Consider the following 20562-nt stretch of genomic DNA (forward strand, 5'->3'; position numbering starts at 1 on the left):
CCTGTAAAAAATATTCGCGCAAGAATGTCGACTTCCATCCGGCCCGACCGTCCTGCGGGCGGCCATGGGATTGTGGCCTGATGGAGGTTCACTTGGACAATCTGTTTTTCGCACTGTGGAAGACACCGGGCCGCAAGTCCGGGCGACAGGAAGATTTCTGGCTGGACCCGCCGGCCCCTGTCTTCGGCAAGCTGCTGGCGGCGGTCGCCATCATCGGGGTCGCGGCGTGCCTTCTCGACCATGCGGCGGCGGTCGAAGGCAAGGCTGACACGCTCGTCGTCGCATCCTATGGTTCGTATCAGCAGGAGAGCTCGCGATGAAATATGTCTGCCTGGTCTATGGCGAGGAAAAAGACCTCTACGCGTTGACCGCGGAGCGCGGGGCCAAGCTCGACGCGGATTCACTGGCCTATGACAGATCCCTGGACCAGGAGGGCAAGCTGATCATCGCGCAGGCGCTGCAATCGGTGAGGACGTCGAAGTCGGTGCGACGGCGCGAGGGCAAGCGCCTCGTCACGGACGGCCCGTTCGCCGAAACCAAGGAGCAGCTGCTCGGCTTCGTCATGGTCGAGGCCGACAGCCTCGACGAAGCGCTGGACATCGCCGCCGGCATTCCGCTGGCCGAACTCGGTACGATCGAGGTCCGGGCGATCTACGACATACCGGGCTCATAGGCAGCACCTGGCTTGGCGGCCGGGCCTGCAGCCCGGCTTGTTTGATCGCCCAAGCTTCACCAGCCGCAATTGAATTTTCTTCGCCGGTGGCAACCCGTGCGTGTTGAAGCAACGCGGCAGTTCTCTTATCGTCGCACGCATTCCTGGGGGATTTCGACATGCCTTTCCTGATTGCTGTCCTTGGCGTGCTCGGGGCGGCGGCGTTCTGGTGGTACCGGATGAAGGCGATGAACGACGCCGCGCGCGAGGTCGCCGATGTCGTCGGGCGCGTGCAAGGCAATATCAGGCGCAAGAAGCTGCGCAAGCAGGCGGCCCTGTCGCCACTGACGGCCATCGACGATCCGGTGGTGGCCGCCGCGACGCTGATCACGGCGATCGTCTCGGAGAACGGGCCTATCCTGCCGCAGCGCGAGGCGGTCATCCGCGCCGTCATTTCCGAGATCGCCGACAAGAAGAAGACCGATGAGGCGGTGATCTACGCCAAATGGGCGGCTGCACAGATCGACGACACCACCATCGTCATCGACAAGCTGGCGCCGTTTCTGCGTGAACGTCTCGACGTCACCGAGCGCAACGATCTGCTGCAGATGGTCAACCGTGCGGCCCAGGGCGGCGAGAAGCGTCTGGAGATCGCCGATCAGCGCATTCTGCGGCTGCGGCAGAAGCTGGGTTTCGAGGTCAATTGAGGGTGTGCTGATATTCAGGTGAGGCCGGCCTGCAAACGACGGCTTCCTGCGCTTCCGGTGCTCACGTACTTAAGTACGCTCCGCTCCGGTTCTCGTAAGCCATCGTTTTCGACTCGGCCTGACCTGAATCTCAACACACCCTGGCGTGTGCGTGAGACAGTCAGATCGCCTCGCCCTTCAGCAGCCTCGGCGTGGCGGCTGACAGCCCCGATGCCTGGCGGATGAAGAACGCCTTCAGGCGCGGCATGCGCTCGACGAGGCCGAGGCCGATATCGCGGACGGTGCGCAGCGGGGTGATGTCGTTGGAAAACAGCCGGTTCAGCACATCCGTCGTGACACCCATCTGCACCGTGTCGAAGCGGCGCCATTGCTGGTAGCGTTCGAGCACGTCGAGCGCGCCGATGTCCTGGCCGAGCCGGTCGGCCTCGACGATCACTTCGGCAAGGGCTGCTACATCCTTGAAGCCGAGATTGAGGCCCTGGCCGGCGATCGGATGGATGCCGTGGGCGGCGTCGCCGGCAAGGGCGACGCGCGGGCCGACGAAGGCGCGAGCGATAGTCAGGCCAAGCGGCCAGGCGCGCGGCTTGTCGGCAACGCGGATCTCGCCGAGCTTCAGCCCGAAGCGCTGTTCCAGTTCATGCTCGAAGACGAGATCGTCGCCTTCGACGAGCGTTTTGGCATCTTCCGTGCGTTCGACCCAGACGATCGACGAGCGGTTGGTGCCGTCTTCATCGGGCTTCAGCGGCAATGTGGCAAAGGGGCCGGCCGGCAAGAAGTGTTCTTCGGCGCGGCCATTGTGCGGGCGTTCATGCGCCACGGTGCAGACGATGCCGGACTGGCCATAGTCCCATTTCACCGTCTTGATGCCGGCCATGTCGCGCAGCTTCGAATTGACGCCGTCGGCGGCGACCAGCAGCCGGGCGGTCAGCGCGGCGCCGTCGGCCAGATGCACCGTGATGCCGGCGCCATTGGTCTGGAAAGCCTGCACCGCGACGCCTTCGATGATGTCGATGCCGAGCTTTTCGGCCCTGGCGCGCAAGGCGCCGTTCAGCGACTTGTTGGCGACCATATGGGCGAAGGGCTCGCCCGGCGCCACTTCGCCGCCGAAGGTCAGGAAGACCGGGCGCACCGGATCGGCGCTGCGCGAATCGGTGATGATCATCTCGGTGATCGCCTGCGCCTGTGGCGCGATCTCGGCCCAGACGCCGAGCTGGTCGAGCATGCGGCAGGCGGCCGCCGCTATGGCCGAGGCGCGGCCGTCGCGTTGCCAGGCGCCGGCGGGCGCGGCATCGACCAGCGCCACGGCCAGATGCGGCCGCGCCTGCTTCAGCGAGACGGCGGTGGCCAGTCCGACATAGCCGGCGCCGGCGACGAGAACATCGAGCCCGGATCTGGTCTTGGCGTCCGCCTTGCGTTCCATGGTCTTGGCTCCTTGCGCGCCGGCCCGGCCTCGCGCCCTTGACGGCTCGTTCTTCCTGTCGGAAACCGCCATAGCAATTTTGCGGCGAGGTCACAAAACATGACGGCGGCGATGGACGAGCTTCTGAGCATTCTCGACCTCGAGAGGCTGGAACACAATCTGTATCGTGGTCGCAGCCCCCAGGTGGAGTGGCAGCGCGTGTTCGGCGGCCAGACCATCGCCCAGGCGCTGGTGGCGGCGCAGCGGACGGTGGAGCCGGACCGCTTCGTGCATTCGCTGCACGGCTATTTCATGCGGCCGGGCGACATCAGGGTGCCGATCGTCTACGAGGTCGACCGCATCCGCGACGGCGGCTCCTTCACCACCCGCCGCGTGCTGGCGATCCAGCACGGACAGGCGATCTTTTCGCTGGAAGCCTCGTTCCAGGTCGACGAGAAGGGGCTGGAGCACCAGTTCGCGCTGCCGGACGACGTGACGCCGCCGGAAGGGCTGCAGACGCAGCGCCAGCTGCTCGAAAGGGCCGAACGTGTGCCGGAGGCGGTGCGCCGCTTCTGGGCGCGCGAGCGGCCGCTGGAACTCAGGCCGGTCAATCTCCAGCACTATGAAAGCCGCGACAAGCTGCCGCCCCGGCAGAATGTCTGGATCCGCCTTGCCGGCCCGGTTCCCGACGACCGTGCGCTGCAGTCGGTGCTGCTCGCCTATCTCTCCGACATGACGCTGCTGGACACCTCGACCTTCGCGCATGGGCGCGGCCTGTTCGATCCCGACATCCAGGCGGCGAGCCTCGACCATTCGATGTGGTTCCACCGGCCGCATTCGCTCGACGGCTGGCTGCTCTATGCGCAGGACAGCCCGTCGAGTTCGGGATCACGCGGCTTCAGCCGCGGCACGCTCTATGCGCGCGACGGCACGCTGATCGCCTCGATGGCCCAGGAAGGGTTGATCCGGCTCAAGCGTTGAGCATTGCTGAGTCTTGTTTGAGCAGGATCACTGGGCAAACGAAAACCGTTTGTCCGGGAAAACCGGGCACGGCTTTTCGGGATCATGCTCAAAGCCGGCAAATTAGGCAAAATCAAAAAATTGCATAATTTTTGAGCACATGCCGTGCCGCAGGCATTGGCACCTGCTGCCTCCAATCGCCTCATTCCCTTTGTTTACAACAGGTTAACACGCTGCTTCGGCACTTGGCACGGAGCTTGAATCCTTGTGGGCACTCTCCGGCTCTTTGGGATCGGTGAAGGTGTGCAAACGCGGGGGACCGCAACAGCAAAGGGTGAAACCTTATGAAAATCGTGATGGCAATCATCAAGCCGTTCAAGCTGGACGAGGTGCGCGAAGCGCTTACCGCCGTCGGCATCCAGGGCCTGACCGTCACCGAAGTCAAAGGCTACGGGCGTCAGAAGGGACATACGGAAATCTATCGCGGTGCGGAATACGCGGTCAGTTTCCTGCCGAAGATCAAGATCGAGGTCGCGGTCAGTGCCGACACGGTCGACAAGGCCGTCGAAGCCATCACCGCCGCGGCGAAGACCGGCCAGATCGGCGACGGCAAGATCTTCGTTTTCGGCATCGATCAGGCGGTGCGCATCCGCACCGGCGAAACAGACACCGACGCGCTCTGAGCGGCGAACACGTATTCCAATGGAGAGTTCAATGAATATTTCTTCCACCTTGAAGACGACGGGACGGGCGGCCCTGCTGGGCTCGCTTGCTCTTGCAGCATTGGGCAGCGTCGCCGCCTTTGCGCAGGAAGCCGCTCCGGCCGCTGCCGCCGCCGCGCCGGCTGCCGCTCCCACCCCGGTGCTCGACACCGGCAACACCGCCTGGATGCTGACCTCGACGGCCCTGGTGCTGATGATGACCATTCCGGGCCTGGCGCTGTTCTACGGCGGCATGGTTCGCAAGAAGAACGTGCTCGCCACCGTCATGCAGAGCTTTGCCATCACCTGCCTGGTGACGGTGCTGTGGTTCATGTTCGGTTATTCGCTGGCCTTCTCCGACGGCGGCGGCATGAATGCCTATCTCGGCGGCTTCTCGAAATTCTTCCATCACGGCATCACCACCTCGACGCTGTGGGCGCCGGGGGTCGCGAACATTCCTGAATTCGTCTTCTCGATGTTCCAGATGACCTTCGCCATCATCACGCCCGCCCTCATCGCCGGCGCCTTCGCCGAGCGCATGAAGTTCTCGGCGCTGCTGATCTTCATGGCGCTCTGGCTGCTGGTCGTCTACGTGCCGGTCGCGCATTGGGTCTGGGGCGGCGGTTTCCTCGCCGGTTGGGGCGTGCTCGACTTCGCCGGTGGCACGGTCGTCCACATCAACGCCGGTGTCGCGGGCCTGGTCTGCGCGCTGGTCCTGGGCAAGCGCGAAGGCTACGGCACCACCAACATGGCGCCGCACAACCTGGTCTATTCGGTGATCGGCGCCTCGCTGCTGTGGGTCGGCTGGTTCGGCTTCAACGCCGGTTCGGAACTGGCGGCCGACGGCCTTGCCGGTGCCGCCATGCTCAACACCCAGGTCGCCACCGCTGCCGCGGCGCTCGCCTGGATGTTCGCGGAATGGATCGTCGCCAAGAAGCCCTCGGTGCTCGGCATCATCTCGGGTGCCGTCGCCGGTCTCGTCGCAGTGACGCCGGCTTCCGGCTTCGTCAACCCGACCGGCGCCTTCATCGTCGGCATCGTCGCCGGCGTGCTCTGCTACATCTCGGCGGTCAAGGTGAAGCACATGTTCGGCTATGACGACTCGCTCGATGCCTTCGGCGTCCATGGCGTCGGCGGCATCATCGGTGCGTTGCTGACCGGCGTGCTCGCCGATCCGGCAATCAACAGCCTGTCGTCGGGTGCTTCGCTCGTGAAGCAGTTCTACGGCGTTGCTGTCACCATCATATGGACGGCGATCGCCACCTTCGTGATCCTCTACATCGTCAAGGCGCTGGTCGGCCTGCGTCCGACGACCCAGGAAGAGGTCGAAGGCCTCGACATCTCCCAGCATGGCGAAGTGGTGCCGTAAGGCGAGCTTTGCCAACGGGGCCGGCGGATCCTCCTCCCGCCGGCCCCATGGTTCCCAGCGCATTTCCAGGGAAAACCGCAATCCGGCTTTGTCTGGAACTGCTCAAGAAATCCCGTCGTGATGCTCCCGCAAGGAGGTCACGCCTTGAGGCCCGGATTGTTTCCGGGCCTCTTTTTTGGTAAAATGTTCTGGCTATACCCCTGGTTCACGCAATCACGTTCGCGTGATGGACCTTTGGGAAGAAACATCGACCGCATTGGTTCCGAACTGTGGGGGCGACCGTCGTTTTGACGCTCGTGCAAAAAAACAGGGAAGGAACTTTCTCATGAACCTCAAGAATATCTGCCTCGGAGCGCTCGCTCTTTCCATGGTTGGTGGCGTGGCATTTGCCGGTGCTCTGGACGAACCGGACAACATGGCGCCGTTCTTCACCGATTCCAGCATGAAAACCATGAAGCCCAAGGCCGAATTCAAGGCCGCCTGGGATGCGATGGCGAAGGACAAACAGGGCGCGATGATGAAGGAATGCCAGGACGCGGCCATGAGCAAGCCGCACGCCGAGTTCTGCGCGAACCTGCAGGCGCTTGGCGGCGCCAACTAGCAGGCGGCTCGATCCGGCCGAGGCCAGATCGTTTTCTTGCAAGCGAACGAATGATGGCGGGCCAAAGCGCCCGCCATCACTCGGCTTGGCGGACTTCGTACGCAGCGCCGCGCTTCCAGGAAAGTGTGGGACGGGTCGGTGGCAGGCTATCCGCCGGCGCCGTCGTCCATCATGGTGTTTGTCAGCGTCTCATAGGCGCTGCTGCACATCTGGGAACGCGGGCAATCGCGGACGATCAACGTCGGCGCCACCGTCAGGGTGGCTGCAATCAGAACCTGCAGGGCAAGAGCCGGCACCCCAAATCCCTTGCCGAAGAGAGCCCTGCACAGAAAGTACAGGCCCTGTATCAGGCAGGCCGAGGCGAGCAGGTGCAGGAGTGGGCCGGTCGCCCTGGCAAAGGGCGTCACGTGACCATCCGGAAAGCCCACCATCCCGAGCTCGACAAACCAGTGCGTGGCAAGCAGCAGACTAAGCCCTGCCCAGGCCAGGGCCGCCACGCGAAGGAAGATGGACCGCATGCTTCTATCCACCCTGACGGCCGCACGGCGATGTTGCGCATCCGCCGGCTTCCGCTGCAACCTGAAGTGACAGGTTTGATGATCTCAACCTCTTATAGTTAATGCGCCCTTAACCTTCCCCCCGATAGTCTGGCATCCGAATCTGCCGGAGTGCGTCATGCGCTGCGGCCAGGCAATCACTGACGGGGAAGAGCATGCGTTCAGGGGCTTCAGCACCGCTCGCGATGACCGACACGGGGCACGGCATCCAGGCTTTCGCGCGGCGCCAGGTCGGCCGGCTGGTCGGCGTCGGCCTGTTTCTGGCTGTAGCCTTCGGGATTGCCAGCCTCGCCACCTGGAACGTCGCCGATCCAAGCTTCTCGCACGCCACCAACAACACCGTCACCAACGCCATGGGCTATGCCGGCGCGGTCTTCTCCGACCTCGCCATGCAGTTCTTCGGTCTTGCCGCGGTTGCGGCGCTGGTTCCGGCGGTGATCTGGGGGTATCTCCTGTTTTCGGCGCGTGGTGTCGACAGGCTGCCCAAGCGCGGGCTGTTCTGGTTCGGCTTCGCGCTGCTCGCCGCCGCGATCGCCGGCTGCATCGTTCCGCCCAAGACCTGGCCGCTGCCCACCGGCCTCGGCGGCGTGTTCGGCGACATGGTGCTCAAGATTCCCGGCGTCCTCATCGGCGGCTATCCGACCGGGCTGATCGCCAGCGTGCTAGCCGTGCTGCTGGCCGGGCCGACGCTCTGGCTGTTCGCCTATGGCTCGGCGCTGATCGGGCGCAAGAACGGCTTCGCCGTGATGGAAGAGCCGGCGGCCGCGGACCCGCGCGAGGATGATCTTCTGTTCGACAATGAAGAGGATGAGGGTGACGAGGGCATATTGGCGCTCGGCGCCATCACCCATTGGTGGCTGTCGCTGCGCGCGTGGATGCATCGCCGCGCGGTGCGCCGCAGGCAGGAGCGCGACGAATACGAGCCGGAGATGGAGCCGCGCCCCAGCGCCTGGCGACGCGCCGCCGAGCGCGTCGAATCGGCAGAGTTCGCCGAGCAGCGGATGAGCCATGACGGCCGCGCCCGCGTCGAGCCGGAATTCTTCGCCGCCCTGGTCAATGATCGCAGCGTATCGGTCGATCCGGACGATGACGATATCTTCGACCGCGACGACGAGGACATGGATTTCGACGACGAGCCGGTCGCCCAGCGCCGTGCTGCGCCAACGGCCAAGGTGCAGCAGTTCCGCTCCGACGCCGCGACCCGCGTCGAGGCGCCGGCGCCGCGCCCGGCGCCGGGCGCGCGCGTCCAGCGCGAGGCGCAGACCTCGCTGATCGGCTCGGACAAGTTCGAAATGCCGTCGCTGCATTTCCTGTCCGAACCGAAGAACGTCGCGCGCGACCCAAGTCTCTCCAAGGATGCGCTGGAGCAGAACGCGCGTCTGCTCGAAGGCGTGCTGGAGGATTTCGGCGTCAAGGGCGAGATCATCGCCGTACGGCCCGGCCCGGTGGTCACCCTCTATGAGCTGGAACCGGCGCCCGGCATCAAATCGTCGCGCGTCATCGGCCTCTCCGACGACATCGCCCGCTCGATGAGCGCGATCGCGTGCCGCGTCGCCGTGGTGCCCGGCCGCAACGCCATCGGCATCGAATTGCCGAACGCCAAGCGCGAGACGGTCTACCTCAGGGAGATCATGGCCAGTCGCGACTTTGAAACCACCAAGGCAAAGCTGGCGCTGGCGCTGGGCAAGACGATCAATGGCGAGGCCGTCATCGTCGACATCGCCAAGATGCCGCACGTGCTGGTCGCCGGCACCACCGGTTCGGGCAAGTCGGTCGCCATCAACACCATGATCCTTTCGTTGCTCTACCGGCTGACGCCGCAGGAATGCCGGCTGATCATGATCGATCCGAAGATGCTGGAACTCTCCGTCTATGACGGCATCCCGCATCTGCTTACGCCCGTCGTCACCGATCCGAAGAAGGCGGTGGTGGCGCTGAAATGGACCGTGCGGGAAATGGAAGACCGCTACCGCAAGATGTCCAAGGTCGGCGTGCGCAACATCGACGGTTTCAACGCCCGCGTTCAACTGGCCGAGAAGAAGGGCGAAAAGATCTCGCGCACCGTGCAGACCGGCTTCGACCGCCAGACCGGCGAGGCGATCTACGAGACGGAGGACCTCGATCTCGAGCCGATGCCCTACATCGTCGTCATCATCGACGAAATGGCCGACCTGATGATGGTCGCCGGCAAGGACATCGAGGGCGCGGTGCAGCGCCTGGCGCAGATGGCGCGCGCCGCCGGCATCCATGTCATCATGGCGACGCAGCGCCCGTCGGTCGACGTCATTACCGGCACCATCAAGGCCAACTTCCCGACCCGTATCTCCTTCCAGGTCACCTCCAAGATCGACAGCCGCACCATTCTGGGCGAGCAGGGCGCCGAGCAGCTGCTCGGCATGGGCGACATGCTCTACATGGCCGGCGGCGGCCGCATCCAGCGCGTGCATGGTCCCTTTGTCTCCGACGACGAGGTCGAGAAGATCGTCGGGCACCTGAAGTTGCAGGGCGTGCCCGAATATCTCGACGCCATCACCGAGGATGACGGTGAGGACGAGGACGAACCGTCCGGCAAGGGTGGTGGCACCAGTGGCGGTGGCGGCGGCAATTTCGAAGATTCCGACGACCCCTACGACCAGGCGGTGGCGGTGGTGCTGCGCGACGGTAAGGCGTCGACCAGCTACATCCAGCGCCGGCTCGGCATCGGCTACAATCGCGCCGCCTCGATCATCGAGAAAATGGAAAAGGAAGGCATTGTCGGCCCGGCCAACCATGCCGGAAAACGCGAAATCCTGGTGCCCACCGAGGACGACAAGTTCTGATGGCGGGGCGCTCACGGCAACCTTGAACTCTCTGGCGCGTTGAGGCGAAGCAGCGCCGCTCTACCGCCAAACTTCAGCCCAACTGGGGGTTCAGGACAGCGACGGATACAGGAATCACCACGAGAGTGACCAACATGAAAAACGATCTTTCCAAGCTCAGCGATTTCGCCCCGACGCGCCGCCAGCTCCTCGGCCTCGGCCTTGTCGCAGCGGGTGCAGCCGCCTTCAACGTGGTGCCCGGGTTCGAGCTTCTGGCCTCGGCGCAGGCGGCCGTGCCCGCCGCCGCGCAGAAGATCGCCGACCATTTTTCCTCGGTCAAATCGATGAGTGGCGAGTTCGTGCAATTCGGCCCCAAGGGCGAGCAGACCGGCGGCAAATTCTTCCTCGAGCGGCCGGGCAAAATCCGCTTCAACTATGACGGGGCGTCGAATTTCAAGGTGATTTCCGACGGCAAGTCGGTGGTCATCCTCAACAAGAAAATGAACACATCGGACCTCTATCCGTTGTCGAAGACGCCGCTGAAGCTGCTGCTCGATGACCGGATCGACCTCTCCGGCGACCGCGTCAAGAGCGTCAAGGAAGAGGACGACCTCACCACCATCAAGCTTGCCGACAAGTCGGTGTTCGGCAATGCGACGATCACCATGATGTTCGATCCGAAAACCTATGATCTGCGCCAGTGGACGATCACCGACGCGCAAGGCAAGGACACCACGGTGATGATCTTCAACACCAAGGAAGGCGTCAGCTTCGCGCCCGACACATTTGCGATCGACTATACGGCGAACCGCGAGCTGAACACGAAGACGCGCTAAGTACGCAGATATTCAGGTGAGGCCGACCTGCTGATGGCGGGCGCCTTAGGCGGCCGCGCCTGAGCAGGTTTCCCAGCATGGCCCGGCTTGTCTTTGCGGCGCTTGGCTGGCAGTTTCCGGACTGACTCCCTCAAAAGGCGTCTTCCGCGTCAGGGTCCATCGGTCCTGGCTGGGAAGCACGCTGTCCCGGATTGCCAATGCCCTTTTCCATCGCCACCTGGAACATCAACTCGGTTCGCCTGCGCATGCCGATCGTGGAGCGATTGCTCGATGAATACGCGCCAGACGTGCTCTGCCTGCAGGAAACCAAGGTTCCCGACGAACTGTTTCCCGAAAAGGCGTTCCGCAGGCTCGGCTACCAGCACATCGCGTTCCATGGCCAGAAGGGCTACCACGGCGTGGCCACGGTGGCGCGGCGGCCGATCGAGGTGGTGGAAAAGCGCCGCTTCTGCGAGATCGAGGACAGCCGTCATCTGTCGGTGACGGTGCGCGCCGGCGGCAAGACGATCCTGCTGCACAATTTCTACGTGCCGGCGGGCGGCGACGAGCCCGATCCCGAAATCAACAAGAAATTCAAGCACAAGCTCGATTTCGTCGCCGAGATGAACGCCATCCGCGCCGAGCACAGCGAAGTGTCCGCCTCGGTGCTGGTCGGCGATCTCAACATCGCGCCGCTCGAGCACGACGTCTGGTCGCACAAGCAATTGCTCAACGTGGTCAGCCACACGCCGGTCGAGACCGAAAATTTCGAAGCGATGCGGCTCGCCGGCAACTGGGTCGACCTGATGCGGCACAACGTGCCATTGGACGAGAAGCTCTACACCTGGTGGAGCTATCGCGCGCAGGACTGGGAAGCGTCGAACCGGGGCCGGCGGCTCGACCATGTCTGGTCCTCGCCCAATCTGGTGCCTGATTTCGCCGGCTACGAAATCCTGCGGGCGGCGCGCGGCTGGGAGCGGCCGTCGGACCATGTGCCTGTGATCGCGCGGTTCGATCTGGATTAGGCCGCAGGCCAAAGGGGTCGTTGAATGGAAATAGTGGCAGCACGAGAGCCGGACGTGACATCGGCGGCCGACTGTCTGGCGGCTGCCTTTGCCGATGATCCGCAGATGGCTTTTTTCTTTCCGGGCGATCCTCCGCTGCGTCGGGACCTGGTGACGGAATTCTTCTCGATCCTGATGGCGGCGCGCCTGGCGCTTGGAATGCCTGTGCTGCTGTTAAAGAGCGATGGTCGCATCCTTGGTGCGGCGATGGGCTATGATACGCAGCGGCCTGAATGGCCTCCGGCGCACCAGCAGAGATGGGCTTTGCTTCAGCAAAGGCAGGCATCGATGGCTTTGCGCTTCGAGCGGGCAGACGCCATAAGTGAAGAATACAAGCCGCAGGAACCGCATTTCTACCTTGGGGTCTTGGGCGTTCACCCCTCGATGCAGGGAAAAGGGGCTGGCGGCGCGCTGATCAAGGCTTATTGCGATCTTGCCGAAAGAGATCCTGTCTCGGCAGGGACGTTTCTCGAAACCGCACAAAGCAAGAATTTGGCTTTCTATAAGCACTGCGGGTTTCAACTCCTCGGCCAAGGTGAACTTGCGCCAGGGAAGCCATTCTGGTGTCTGTTCAGGCCAAAACCTGTTCGAGACGGCAATTAGATTTACCCACTAAACCGTGGCGCCAGCTTCTCGATGCGTCGGATCATGGCCTGGAATTCCTCGGAGATGCGCTGGTGCAGCTTCACCGCCACCTCCGGATATTCCTCCAGGATGCGGCGGAACATCTTGCGGCTGAGCCGGATCACTTCCGAGTCGATTTCGGCCGACGCACTGGTCAGCCGGTTGGTGTCGGCGATCAATGCCAGTTCGCTGAGGATGGTGCCGGGGCCGGCGGTGCCGATCGGGATGCGCTCGCCGCCCTGCTCGCGATAGAGCACGATGCGCCCGCTGACCACGACATAGGCCGAATCGGCCTCGTCATCCTCGCGGTAGAGCTTGTGGTTGGCCAGCAGCAAGGTGTTCTCGGCGCCGAAGGCGAGCAGACGCAGCTGTTCCTGCGTGAAACCCTCGAAGAGCCCCACGGCGGACAGGATGCGGATGTCGTCATCCAACGCCATCTCTAGCTGCGTCCCCGAACGGTCAGTCCAATCCCTCCTTCACGAGTCGATCCTTAATCCCCTCCACAGGATCGCACCCGAAAGCGGTCCCGCCCAGACCGCTTATTGGATAATGAAATGTTTAAGGAACCAGCTTGTAGCCACCGCTTTCTGTCACAAGAATTTCCGCATTGGAAGGATCGCGCTCGATCTTCTGGCGCAGCCGGTAGACATGGGTTTCCAACGTGTGCGTGGTGACGCCGGAATTGTAGCCCCAGACCTCCTCGAGCAGCACGTCGCGCGTCACCACCTTCTGGTCGGCGCGGTAGAGATATTTGATGATCGAGGCTTCCTTCTCCGTCAGCCGCACCTTGCCGCCACGCGGGTCGATGAGCAGCTTCTGGCTGGGCTTGAAGGTGTAGGGGCCGACCGAGAAAGTGGCGTCCTCGCTCTGCTCGTGCTGGCGCAGCTGGGCACGGATGCGCGCCAGCAGCACCGCGAAGCGGAACGGCTTGGTCACATAGTCGTTGGCGCCGGCCTCGAGGCCCAGAATCGTGTCGGAATCGGTGTCGTGGCCGGTCAGCATGATGATGGGCGCCTTGTAGCCGCCCTTGCGCAGGATCTTGACGGCCTCGCGGCCGTCCATGTCGGGCAGGCCGACATCCATGATGAGCAGGTCGATGAGGCCGCCGCGGGCCGCGGTGACGCCTTTTGCCGCAGTCGCTTCCTGCAGCACGTCGAATTCCTCGTAGAGGGCGAGTTGCTCGACCAGTGTGCCGCGCAGGTCGTCGTCGTCGTCGACGATTAGGATGGTGCGTGAAGTCATGGATCAATCCGTTGTTTTGAAAATGAAATTCAGTTGACCGCTGCGTATTTATGCGGAAGCTGGCCGACACAATAGCCGATCACAGTGATTTGTTCCGTGGCACGATCATACAAGAAAAAATGCGATCGCAATGCAGCCGGCGCAATTTTGCCGAAACGGCTGCGTGTGCTGACCGTGCGGGCAAGGCCCGGCCACCCCAGCCAGGGCCTGCTGCAGGCCGGAAAAGCAGTGTTTGCCTGCGCGTTGGGGCGCGGCGGCATCTCGGCCGACAAGCGCGAGGGCGATGGCGCCACGCCGCTCGGCTCGATGCGGATCCTGTCGGGTTATTTCCGGGGCGACCAGTTTGCCGGCGGCCGCCGGACGCGGCTGGCGATGACGCCGATCGGGCCCGATCTCGGCTGGTGCGAGGTGCCGGACGACCGCAATTACAACAGGCCGGTCAAGATCCCCTATGGCGCCAGCCATGAGCGCATGCGGCGCGACGACCGGCTCTACGATGCCTGCCTGGTGCTCGACTGGAATATTTCGCCGCGCCGCCGGGGGCGCGGCAGCGCCATCTTCTTCCATCTGGCGCGTGATGGTTACACGCCGACGCAAGGCTGCGTGGCGGTCACCGCGCGCACGATGGCGCGGCTCTTGCCGCTGCTGTCGGATAGGACGGTGATGAGGGTGGTGAGATAGGGCAGTAGGGCAGTAGGGCAGTAGGGCAGTAGGACTGTCTCTCGGCGCCCGACTTCCCCTATTGCCGTACTGCCCTACTGCCTCACTCCCCTATTTCCGCCCCGGCTTCTGCCAACCCGTGCCCAGGAGCCCGATTTCGCGAAGCTCCCGGTCCATCGCCTTGGCGATGTCGCGGCGTTCGCCGCCGATATCGCGCAGTCCATGGTCGGAGAGGTCGTCGACCGATTCCAAGGGAAGCCTGGCGGCGACGTTGGCCTGGCGCAGCCAGTCGATCGTGGCGCGCAGCCACTGCGGGAGAGATGATTTCAGGGCGGTGTGGGACTTCAGAGCGATCTCGATCATGGCTTTATCCGGTTTCTCCGGATGTCAAATCCGGTTTGAAGGTATCTCGATGCCGGGATCATGCCGGATTGAAAAACAAACGGGAAACGAGTAGTTCTTTTCAGATCATCAAGTTTTGTTGGAGATCAGATGGCCCGCCTCCTGCCCGGGACGCGCGCGCTGAGGACCTTCGAGGCGGCGGCGCGTCACCTCAATTTCACCCGCGCCGCCGACGAGCTTGGGCTGACGCCGGCCGCGGTCAGCCACCAGGTCAAGGAAATCGAGGATCAGCTCGACCTGGTGCTGTTCACGCGCACCAGCCGCACCATGAGGCTGACGGAAGCGGGAAACGTGCTTCATGAAGCGTCGATCGACGCGCTCGACCTGCTCAACCGGGCGGTATCCCGCGCCCGCAAGATGACGCGCGGCACGGCGCTCTTGAAAGTGACGCTCGACGCCCAGTTCGCGACGAAATGGCTGATGCGCCGCATCGACGATTTCCGCCATCAGCGGCCAGGCATCGAACTGCGCTTCGACATCACCTACGATGTCAGGGACTTCGAGCGTGACGACGTCGATATCGGCATCCGGTTCGGCACCGGCAAATATCCGGGGCTTGCCGCGCACCGGTTGTTCGACAACATCATCATCCCGGTGTGCAGCCCGGCCCTGCTCGCTTCAGGCCCGCCGCTCAATGAACCGCGCGACCTCTTCCGGCACACGCTCGCGCATATCGAATGGTCGCGGCAAGGCGTCACCTGGCCGAACTGGAGCATGTGGATGCAGGCGGCCGGCGTCGACGATTTCGACGACAGCCGCACCCTCGTCTTCGGCTCCTCGACCGATGCCACCCAGGCGGCCCTCGACGGAAATGCCGTGGCGCTGGCCGACTTCGCCATGGTCGCCAACGATTTGTCGCAGGGGCGCCTCGTGCGCCCCTTCGAGCTCGGCATCAAGGTCGCGCCGGAATTCGCCTATTTCCTGGTCTATCCTCAAACCGTGAAGGACGATGCCCGCATCGCGGCGTTTCGTGAATGGCTTCTCGAGGAGGCGGCAAAGACGCACGGCACGGAGAAGGCATAGGCGGCCGCCAGGCCTGTCTTTCGGTCACGACCGGGCGTTATGGCCGAAGATCATGCGCGTGTATTTCTTCCACGTCCATTTCACGCTCTTGTAGAGACGCGGGTATCTTTTCGCCGAAATGGACGTCTCGAACGCCCCGTTTTCGCTGCCCTGTTCGACAATCGGCCGTTCGAACCACAGCATTTCAATGCCGAGCTTCTCATCCATCTGTTCGACCTGGTGATCGATCGAGGTGTAGATCTTGTTCTGCTCGATCCAGGCGCAACGGGCTTCAGCGACGGGGCGGGTGATGAGGTAGGAATCCGTGCATCTGGCATGCAGCGCCGGGTAGAGCCATTGGCCCTTCCGCAGTTTCCAACTCGGCGTGTAGTAGTTGCTGCCGTTGCCGAGATAGATGACAGCCTTGCGCGCAGGGCTGCCGAGTTCGGAAAGCCCCTGCCGGAACTTGGCGACGAAGTCGCGGGCGAGGAAGACGTCGTCCTCGAAGACCAGGCAATAGGGCAGGTCGGTTTCGAGGAAATCGCGCCAGATGCCGACATGTTTCAACGCCAGCGAAACGGCCGCCGGGTGGGTAAAGGCGGGCGCGACCAGCTCGTCGCGGATCTGCGGGGTGATGTCCGGCCGGTCCCAGTCCGTGTAAAAATAGACCGGCACGCCGCGCCGCTCGAATTCCCGCACGATGTGGCGGCGCCGGTCGTCATAGCCCTGTTTGACGTGGCAGATTCGGGTGAACACCTGGTCGCGTGGAAATCCGGACTCGTCGGCCATCGTCAGCGCGGCGCCTCAGCTAGCTGCGGCGCCGAACCAACCGATCACCGCGCCGATGATCAGCAAGACACCCAGCCAGTGGCCGCCGTCGATGAGGGTCAGGTCCCAGCCGAAATTCTCGTAGCGATGGTTGACCGACAGCGTCGTGGCGACAAAACCCAGCCAGAGGACGAAACCGAAGACAAGCCCGGCAACCAATGTCGGTTCACCGCCGGTCATCGCGGTGACGATCAGCGCCATGACGAGCGCCATGACCAGTTCGGCGATGAAGCTGATGACGAAAGGCAGCGGCGATTTCTTCATCGTCGCCGCATCGAGCTTGGCGGCTTTCAGCCACGGCTTGCTCAACGCCATGTACCAGGCGGCGCCGAACAGGCAGGCCAAGACGGCGGCGGCGATGACTGCCAGCCAGTTCACTGCTGAAAAATCCATGAGCTTCCCCCTCCAGATGCAGGTCGCGTGACATCTTTTTGTTTTGCCGCAATTCCGGTGGGAAAACCGCTAAGCACTTTTCCTGGAATTGCTCCATGAACTTTGTATCAGGCGCTTCGGCGATGGCGTCAAGCAAAGCGCCAGACGGTGGTGCGCTTGACCAGGGAATCCTCCAGCGCCCGCGTGACTTCGACTTCATAGACCGCAAGCGGCTCCAGCCCTGTTTTCGGCATATACGATCGGCCGGGATCGCCGACGAAGATCTCGGCGCCACGCGCCTTGAGCGTCGCGAACCACGGCATCAGGCGGTCGGCGAAGGATTTGTCGTAGAAAACATCGCCGGCCAGAATCACGTCCCAGCCCGCATCGGTGCCGATGCAGTCGGTGCCGAGGAAGTCGATCCCGACGCCGTTGGCCTCGCCGTTGAGGCGGATCGCCGTGGCGCAGAACGGGTCGATGTCGGCGGCGATCACTTCGGCGGCGCCCGCCCTGACGGCGGCGATGGCGACAAGGCCGGAACCCGAGGCGAAGTCGAGCACGCGCTTGCCCCGCACCGTGCCGGGATTGTCCAGGACATAGCGGGCGAGGCCCTGTCCGCCGGCCCAGGCAAAGGCCCAGAAGGGCGGCGGCAGGCCGATCTCGACCAGCTCGTCCTCGGTCCGCTGCCACAGATCGTGCGCTTCATCGGCCAGATGCAGCAGAATCTCAGGCACATGCGGCGGCGCCATCAGCGCCGTATTGTCGAGGATGAATTGCTTCGCGCTATGCGGGGTCAGCGCCGTCACGGCGCGGGCGTCAGGCCGCCCATGCGGCAGACTTCCTTCCATTCGGCCGGAGTGACCGGCTGCACGGAAAGCCGGCCAAGCCGCACCAATGCCATTTCGGCAAGCTTCGGATTGGCTTTCACCTGTTCCAGCGTCGGCGGGTTCGGCACATCGCGAACCGCGCGGATGTCCACGCATTCCCAGCGCGGATCGTCCGACGTGGTGTCGGGGTGGGCCAGCGCGCAGACTTCGGCGATGCCGACGATGTTGAGCCCCTCATTGGAATGGTAGAAGAAGCCGAGATCGCCGATCTGCATGGCCTTCATGTTGTTGCGGGCGGCGTAGTTGCGCACGCCGTCCCACTGCGTGCCGGCCTTGCCCTTGGCCTTCAACGCCTCGAAGGAGAAAACCGAGGGTTCGGATTTGAACAGCCAGTAGTTCATGTTTTCTCCTCCGTGCGATCCAGGTGCGGCAACCGGAATTAACTAGCCGCCGGCTTGTTGAACGTCCAGTTCCACTGGCGGATTTCGACGCTTTCGAACAGGCCGGCCTCGGCATAGGGGTCAGCGGCGGACAAGGCCTGCGCAGCGGCCAGATCGGGCGCCTCGACGACCACGAGGCTGCCATTGGGCTTGCCATCGGCATCGAGGAATGGACCGGCGAAGGCCAGCTTCTTCTGCGCATTCAGCCCTTCGAGGAAGGCGAGATGCTCGGGCCGCGTGTCGAGGCGCACCTGCAAGCTTCCGGGTTTATCCTTGCAAACAAAAGCAAACAGCATGGGTCTCTCTCCTGGTTGTTGGGATTGAAGTTGGGGATCAATCGTTGATTTCGGTCTTCAGCGGCCGGGTCATCAGGGCCGTCACCGCCTGGCGAATGGTGATGGCGCCGTCCAGTATGGCTGCGACAGCGGTAATGATCGGCGCGTCGATGCCGCGCTCGGCGGCAATACGGGCGGCGATCGCCGCCGTCGGCACGCCCTCGGCCAGCGGCAGCCCGGCAAGCGCCTTGCCTTGTCCAAGCGCCAGCCCGTAGGCGAAATTGCGCGATTGCGTGGATGAGCAGGTCAGCAGCAGGTCGCCAAGGCCGGAAAGCCCCATCAGGGTCTCCGGCCTGGCGCCGAAGGCCGCGCCGATGCGGCGCAGTTCGACGAAGCCGCGCGTTACCATTGCGGCCTGGGCGCTGGCGCCGAGCCCGGCGCCGGTGACCGCACCTGCGGCAATGGCAAAGACATTCTTCAAGGCGCCGCCGATCTCGACGCCGATCAGGTCGTCGCTGGAATAGCAGCGCAGGTTTTCAGCGGAAAAACGGGCGGCAAGGTCAGCTGCTAGCGCCTCATCATGGGCGGCGACCACCACCGCTGTCGGCAGGCCGCGGGCGACGTCGGTGGCGAAGCTCGGGCCGGACAGCGCGGCGACCGGATTTCGCGGCAGGATTTCCTCGACAATTGCCGACAGCAGGGCGCCTGTGTCGCGCTCGATGCCCTTGGCGCAGAGAACGAGCGGGATGCCGTCGGGCATATGATCCTTCGCTGCCGCCAGTGTCGCACGTAGCGATTGCGCCGGCGTCACCGCCAGCACGCAATCGGCCCCGGAGAGCGCCGTCGCGATGTCCGATGTCGCCTCGATGCCGGGCGCGATGGCGATGCCGGGCAGGTAGCGCGGGTTCTGGCCACGGCCGATCGCCGCCACGGTTTCCGGGTCGCGCGCGAACAGGCGCACCTTATGGCCGGCGCGCAGCATGGCCAGCGCCAGCGCCGTGCCCCAGGCGCCGCCGCCGAGCACGGCAACTCGCCAGCTGCCGTTGCCGGGATCGCCGACGTCTTGGCCGCGCATCGCTTCACCAGTCATGCCTTGGCTCCGCGCCGGCCCGAACCAACCATCGGCGCCGAGATGCTGTCGAGCGGCCAGCGCGAGCGCGGCACGAAGTCGAAGCCGTTCTCCTGCGCCATGCCTTCGCGCAGCCGTTCGATGCCGGCCCAGGCGATCATCGCGGCATTGTCGGTGCAAAGTTTCAGCGGCGGTGCGACGAAGGTGAAGCCGGCGTCGGTGCAGAGCCGTTCCAGCGTTGCCTTGATGGTGCGGTTGGCGGCGACGCCGCCGGCAACCACCAGAGCCGGGTTCTTCGTGCCCGGAAATGTCTGGCTGAACCGAGCCAAAGCGCGCGAAACGCGGTCGGCCAGCGCATCGGCGACCGCCGCCTGGAAGGAGGCGCAGATGTCGGCGACGTCCTGGTCGCTCAAGGGTTCGATCGCCGTCGCCGCCTGGCGCACGGCGGTCTTCAGGCCGGAGAAGGAGAAATCGGGTTGCGCCGAACCCTTCATCGGACGCGGGAAGGCGAAGCGCTTGGCGTCGCCCGTCTGCGCCGCCTTCTCGACATTCGGCCCGCCGGGATAGGGCAGGCCGAGCATCTTGGCGGTCTTGTCGAAGGCTTCGCCGAGCGCGTCGTCGATGGTGGTGGCCCAGCGCTGATAGTCGCCGACGCCGCGCACGGCCAGGATTTGCGTGTGGCCGCCGGAGACCAGCAGCAGCAGATAGGGGAATTCAAGCCCGTCGGTCAGCCGCGCCGTCAAGGCATGGCCTTCGAGGTGATTGACGGCGATCAGCGGCTTGCCTGCGGCGGCGGCGATCGCCTTGGCCGTCATCAGCCCGACGATCAGGCCGCCGACCAGGCCGGGGCCGGCCGTGGCGGCGATCGCATCGATATCGGCAAGGGCCGTACCCGAATCGGCAAGGGCGGCCTCGACGATACCGTCCAGCGCCTCGACATGGGCGCGCGCGGCGATCTCGGGCACGACACCGCCGAAGGCGGCATGTTCCTCGATCTGGGACAGCACGATGTTGGACAGGATTTTCGGCGCGGCATCGCCCTCCAGCGCCACGACGCTGGCGGCGGTTTCGTCGCAACTCGTCTCAATGCCCAGAACGCGGATCAATTCGTCGCTGTCTCCAGAGATTGTGTAGCCAGGCGTTCCCCTTTAGGAGAGTGCCCGGAGAAGGCCTCGGTTATTTTAGCCGCATTTCTGCG

25 protein-coding genes are annotated in these 20562 nt (G+C 63.9%); 13 read left to right on the plus strand and 12 right to left on the minus strand.

Annotated features, from left to right (window positions below; genetic code table 11):
• Positions 1-92 precede the first annotated feature (92 nt).
• The 3 genes from JG746_RS05380 to JG746_RS05390 all read left to right on the plus strand — a co-directional run bounded on the left by JG746_RS05380 (position 93) and on the right by JG746_RS05390 (position 1359).
• Positions 93-320: a hypothetical protein gene (locus tag JG746_RS05380; protein WP_202357223.1), complete on the plus strand. Its 228-nt coding sequence runs from the start codon at positions 93-95 to the stop codon at positions 318-320.
• Entirely contained in the window at positions 317-673 is a 357-nt protein-coding gene (locus tag JG746_RS05385) for a YciI family protein (RefSeq protein WP_202357224.1), read from the plus strand. Before JG746_RS05380 ends, JG746_RS05385 begins: the two co-directional genes overlap by 4 nt.
• A 158-nt stretch (positions 674-831) precedes the next feature.
• Entirely contained in the window at positions 832-1359 is a 528-nt protein-coding gene (locus tag JG746_RS05390; RefSeq protein WP_202357225.1) for a hypothetical protein, read from the plus strand.
• A gap of 160 nt (positions 1360-1519) precedes the next feature.
• On the opposite strand, the gene JG746_RS05395 is transcribed toward JG746_RS05390, so the two are convergent.
• Positions 1520-2779, minus strand: coding sequence for a ubiquinone biosynthesis hydroxylase (locus JG746_RS05395; RefSeq protein ID WP_202357226.1), 1260 nt, complete (start codon positions 2777-2779; stop codon positions 1520-1522).
• 99 nt (positions 2780-2878) lie between these two features.
• Between JG746_RS05395 and tesB the strand changes: the two genes are divergently transcribed.
• The 4 genes from tesB to JG746_RS05415 all read left to right on the plus strand — a co-directional run bounded on the left by tesB (position 2879) and on the right by JG746_RS05415 (position 6389).
• Positions 2879-3739 carry an acyl-CoA thioesterase II gene (gene tesB / locus JG746_RS05400; protein ID WP_202357227.1) on the plus strand — a complete coding sequence of 287 codons (861 nt, stop codon included), beginning with the start codon at positions 2879-2881 and terminating at the stop codon, positions 3737-3739.
• A gap of 323 nt (positions 3740-4062) precedes the next feature.
• Positions 4063-4401, plus strand: coding sequence for a P-II family nitrogen regulator (locus JG746_RS05405; RefSeq protein WP_010912291.1), 339 nt, complete (start codon positions 4063-4065; stop codon positions 4399-4401).
• A 205-nt stretch (positions 4402-4606) separates the two neighbouring features.
• A complete protein-coding gene (locus JG746_RS05410; RefSeq protein ID WP_446721203.1) occupies positions 4607-5788 on the plus strand; it encodes an ammonium transporter in 1182 nt (393 codons plus the stop codon).
• A 325-nt stretch (positions 5789-6113) separates the two neighbouring features.
• The gene (locus JG746_RS05415; RefSeq protein ID WP_202359263.1) at positions 6114-6389 is read left to right on the plus strand and encodes a hypothetical protein; all 276 of its coding nucleotides are present in this window, start codon (positions 6114-6116) and stop codon (positions 6387-6389) included.
• Positions 6390-6535: 146 nt separating this feature from the next.
• Here the strand turns inward: JG746_RS05415 and JG746_RS05420 are convergent, their stop codons facing one another.
• Complete coding sequence (locus JG746_RS05420; RefSeq protein ID WP_202357229.1) at positions 6536-6907, minus strand: hypothetical protein; 372 nt, start codon at positions 6905-6907, stop codon at positions 6536-6538.
• 194 nt (positions 6908-7101) lie between these two features.
• Between JG746_RS05420 and JG746_RS05425 the strand changes: the two genes are divergently transcribed.
• From JG746_RS05425 to JG746_RS05440, 4 genes are all read left to right on the plus strand, one after another.
• The gene (locus JG746_RS05425) at positions 7102-9765 is read left to right on the plus strand and encodes a DNA translocase FtsK (protein ID WP_202357230.1); all 2664 of its coding nucleotides are present in this window, start codon (positions 7102-7104) and stop codon (positions 9763-9765) included.
• A 134-nt stretch (positions 9766-9899) separates the two neighbouring features.
• Entirely contained in the window at positions 9900-10580 is a 681-nt protein-coding gene (locus tag JG746_RS05430) for an outer-membrane lipoprotein carrier protein LolA (RefSeq protein ID WP_202357231.1), read from the plus strand.
• 197 nt (positions 10581-10777) lie between these two features.
• The gene (gene xth, locus JG746_RS05435; protein ID WP_202357232.1) at positions 10778-11584 is read left to right on the plus strand and encodes an exodeoxyribonuclease III; all 807 of its coding nucleotides are present in this window, start codon (positions 10778-10780) and stop codon (positions 11582-11584) included.
• A 24-nt stretch (positions 11585-11608) separates the two neighbouring features.
• Entirely contained in the window at positions 11609-12226 is a 618-nt protein-coding gene (locus tag JG746_RS05440) for a GNAT family N-acetyltransferase (RefSeq protein ID WP_202357233.1), read from the plus strand.
• A 2-nt stretch (positions 12227-12228) separates the two neighbouring features.
• Here JG746_RS05440 and JG746_RS05445 read toward each other — a convergent pair whose 3' ends face one another.
• The gene (locus tag JG746_RS05445) at positions 12229-12684 is read right to left on the minus strand and encodes a Crp/Fnr family transcriptional regulator (RefSeq protein ID WP_202357234.1); all 456 of its coding nucleotides are present in this window, start codon (positions 12682-12684) and stop codon (positions 12229-12231) included.
• Positions 12685-12805: 121 nt separating this feature from the next.
• Positions 12806-13489, minus strand: coding sequence for a response regulator transcription factor (locus tag JG746_RS05450; protein WP_010912284.1), 684 nt, complete (start codon positions 13487-13489; stop codon positions 12806-12808).
• 144 nt (positions 13490-13633) lie between these two features.
• On the opposite strand from JG746_RS05450, the gene JG746_RS05455 reads away from it, so the two are divergent.
• Positions 13634-14170 (plus strand): L,D-transpeptidase family protein, encoded by a 537-nt coding sequence (locus JG746_RS05455; RefSeq protein ID WP_202359264.1) that lies wholly within the window; start codon positions 13634-13636, stop codon positions 14168-14170.
• 90 nt (positions 14171-14260) lie between these two features.
• Here JG746_RS05455 and JG746_RS05460 read toward each other — a convergent pair whose 3' ends face one another.
• Positions 14261-14512 (minus strand): hypothetical protein, encoded by a 252-nt coding sequence (locus tag JG746_RS05460; protein ID WP_202357235.1) that lies wholly within the window; start codon positions 14510-14512, stop codon positions 14261-14263.
• Between the two features lie 129 nt (positions 14513-14641).
• Between JG746_RS05460 and gcvA the strand changes: the two genes are divergently transcribed.
• Positions 14642-15574 carry a transcriptional regulator GcvA gene (gcvA, locus tag JG746_RS05465; protein WP_202357236.1) on the plus strand — a complete coding sequence of 311 codons (933 nt, stop codon included), beginning with the start codon at positions 14642-14644 and terminating at the stop codon, positions 15572-15574.
• A gap of 24 nt (positions 15575-15598) precedes the next feature.
• On the opposite strand, the gene JG746_RS05470 is transcribed toward gcvA, so the two are convergent.
• The 7 genes from JG746_RS05470 to tsaD form a co-directional block, all read right to left on the minus strand.
• Complete coding sequence (locus tag JG746_RS05470) at positions 15599-16342, minus strand: glycosyltransferase family 25 protein (protein ID WP_202357237.1); 744 nt, start codon at positions 16340-16342, stop codon at positions 15599-15601.
• Between the two features lie 15 nt (positions 16343-16357).
• Complete coding sequence (locus tag JG746_RS05475; RefSeq protein ID WP_202357238.1) at positions 16358-16774, minus strand: DUF1761 domain-containing protein; 417 nt, start codon at positions 16772-16774, stop codon at positions 16358-16360.
• A 128-nt stretch (positions 16775-16902) separates the two neighbouring features.
• Positions 16903-17601, minus strand: coding sequence for a class I SAM-dependent methyltransferase (locus JG746_RS05480; protein ID WP_202357239.1), 699 nt, complete (start codon positions 17599-17601; stop codon positions 16903-16905).
• Complete coding sequence (locus JG746_RS05485; protein WP_019861976.1) at positions 17556-17981, minus strand: EVE domain-containing protein; 426 nt, start codon at positions 17979-17981, stop codon at positions 17556-17558. The genes JG746_RS05480 and JG746_RS05485 overlap by 46 nt, the downstream gene beginning before the upstream one ends.
• A gap of 38 nt (positions 17982-18019) precedes the next feature.
• The gene (locus JG746_RS05490) at positions 18020-18316 is read right to left on the minus strand and encodes a YciI-like protein (protein ID WP_202357240.1); all 297 of its coding nucleotides are present in this window, start codon (positions 18314-18316) and stop codon (positions 18020-18022) included.
• Between the two features lie 37 nt (positions 18317-18353).
• Positions 18354-19385 carry an NAD(P)H-dependent glycerol-3-phosphate dehydrogenase gene (locus tag JG746_RS05495; protein WP_202357241.1) on the minus strand — a complete coding sequence of 344 codons (1032 nt, stop codon included), beginning with the start codon at positions 19383-19385 and terminating at the stop codon, positions 18354-18356.
• Complete coding sequence (gene tsaD, locus JG746_RS05500; protein ID WP_202359265.1) at positions 19382-20467, minus strand: tRNA (adenosine(37)-N6)-threonylcarbamoyltransferase complex transferase subunit TsaD; 1086 nt, start codon at positions 20465-20467, stop codon at positions 19382-19384. The genes JG746_RS05495 and tsaD overlap by 4 nt, the downstream gene beginning before the upstream one ends.
• Between the last annotated feature and the right edge of the window lie 95 nt (positions 20468-20562).

This window comes from Mesorhizobium sp. 113-3-3 (genome assembly GCF_016756495.1).
In the GTDB taxonomy this organism is placed as follows: domain Bacteria; phylum Pseudomonadota; class Alphaproteobacteria; order Rhizobiales; family Rhizobiaceae; genus Mesorhizobium.

Coding starts and splice junctions, on each gene's coding strand:
- JG746_RS05395 (WP_202357226.1), bottom strand. CDS start 2,779: ATGGAACGCAAGGCGGACGCCAAGACCAGATCCGGGCTCGATGTTCTC.
- JG746_RS05460 (WP_202357235.1), bottom strand. CDS start 14,512: ATGATCGAGATCGCTCTGAAGTCCCACACCGCCCTGAAATCATCTCTC.
- JG746_RS05450 (WP_010912284.1), bottom strand. CDS start 13,489: ATGACTTCACGCACCATCCTAATCGTCGACGACGACGACGACCTGCGC.
- gcvA (WP_202357236.1), top strand. CDS start 14,642: ATGGCCCGCCTCCTGCCCGGGACGCGCGCGCTGAGGACCTTCGAGGCG.
- JG746_RS05490 (WP_202357240.1), bottom strand. CDS start 18,316: ATGCTGTTTGCTTTTGTTTGCAAGGATAAACCCGGAAGCTTGCAGGTG.
- JG746_RS05440 (WP_202357233.1), top strand. CDS start 11,609: ATGGAAATAGTGGCAGCACGAGAGCCGGACGTGACATCGGCGGCCGAC.
- JG746_RS05390 (WP_202357225.1), top strand. CDS start 832: ATGCCTTTCCTGATTGCTGTCCTTGGCGTGCTCGGGGCGGCGGCGTTC.
- JG746_RS05475 (WP_202357238.1), bottom strand. CDS start 16,774: ATGGATTTTTCAGCAGTGAACTGGCTGGCAGTCATCGCCGCCGCCGTC.
- xth (WP_202357232.1), top strand. CDS start 10,778: ATGCCCTTTTCCATCGCCACCTGGAACATCAACTCGGTTCGCCTGCGC.
- JG746_RS05480 (WP_202357239.1), bottom strand. CDS start 17,601: ATGGAAGGAAGTCTGCCGCATGGGCGGCCTGACGCCCGCGCCGTGACG.
- JG746_RS05430 (WP_202357231.1), top strand. CDS start 9,900: ATGAAAAACGATCTTTCCAAGCTCAGCGATTTCGCCCCGACGCGCCGC.
- JG746_RS05445 (WP_202357234.1), bottom strand. CDS start 12,684: ATGGCGTTGGATGACGACATCCGCATCCTGTCCGCCGTGGGGCTCTTC.
- JG746_RS05410 (WP_446721203.1), top strand. CDS start 4,607: ATGCTGACCTCGACGGCCCTGGTGCTGATGATGACCATTCCGGGCCTG.
- JG746_RS05425 (WP_202357230.1), top strand. CDS start 7,102: ATGCGTTCAGGGGCTTCAGCACCGCTCGCGATGACCGACACGGGGCAC.
- JG746_RS05385 (WP_202357224.1), top strand. CDS start 317: ATGAAATATGTCTGCCTGGTCTATGGCGAGGAAAAAGACCTCTACGCG.
- tesB (WP_202357227.1), top strand. CDS start 2,879: ATGACGGCGGCGATGGACGAGCTTCTGAGCATTCTCGACCTCGAGAGG.
- JG746_RS05415 (WP_202359263.1), top strand. CDS start 6,114: ATGAACCTCAAGAATATCTGCCTCGGAGCGCTCGCTCTTTCCATGGTT.
- JG746_RS05420 (WP_202357229.1), bottom strand. CDS start 6,907: ATGCGGTCCATCTTCCTTCGCGTGGCGGCCCTGGCCTGGGCAGGGCTT.
- JG746_RS05405 (WP_010912291.1), top strand. CDS start 4,063: ATGAAAATCGTGATGGCAATCATCAAGCCGTTCAAGCTGGACGAGGTG.
- JG746_RS05470 (WP_202357237.1), bottom strand. CDS start 16,342: ATGGCCGACGAGTCCGGATTTCCACGCGACCAGGTGTTCACCCGAATC.
- JG746_RS05485 (WP_019861976.1), bottom strand. CDS start 17,981: ATGAACTACTGGCTGTTCAAATCCGAACCCTCGGTTTTCTCCTTCGAG.
- JG746_RS05495 (WP_202357241.1), bottom strand. CDS start 19,385: ATGACTGGTGAAGCGATGCGCGGCCAAGACGTCGGCGATCCCGGCAAC.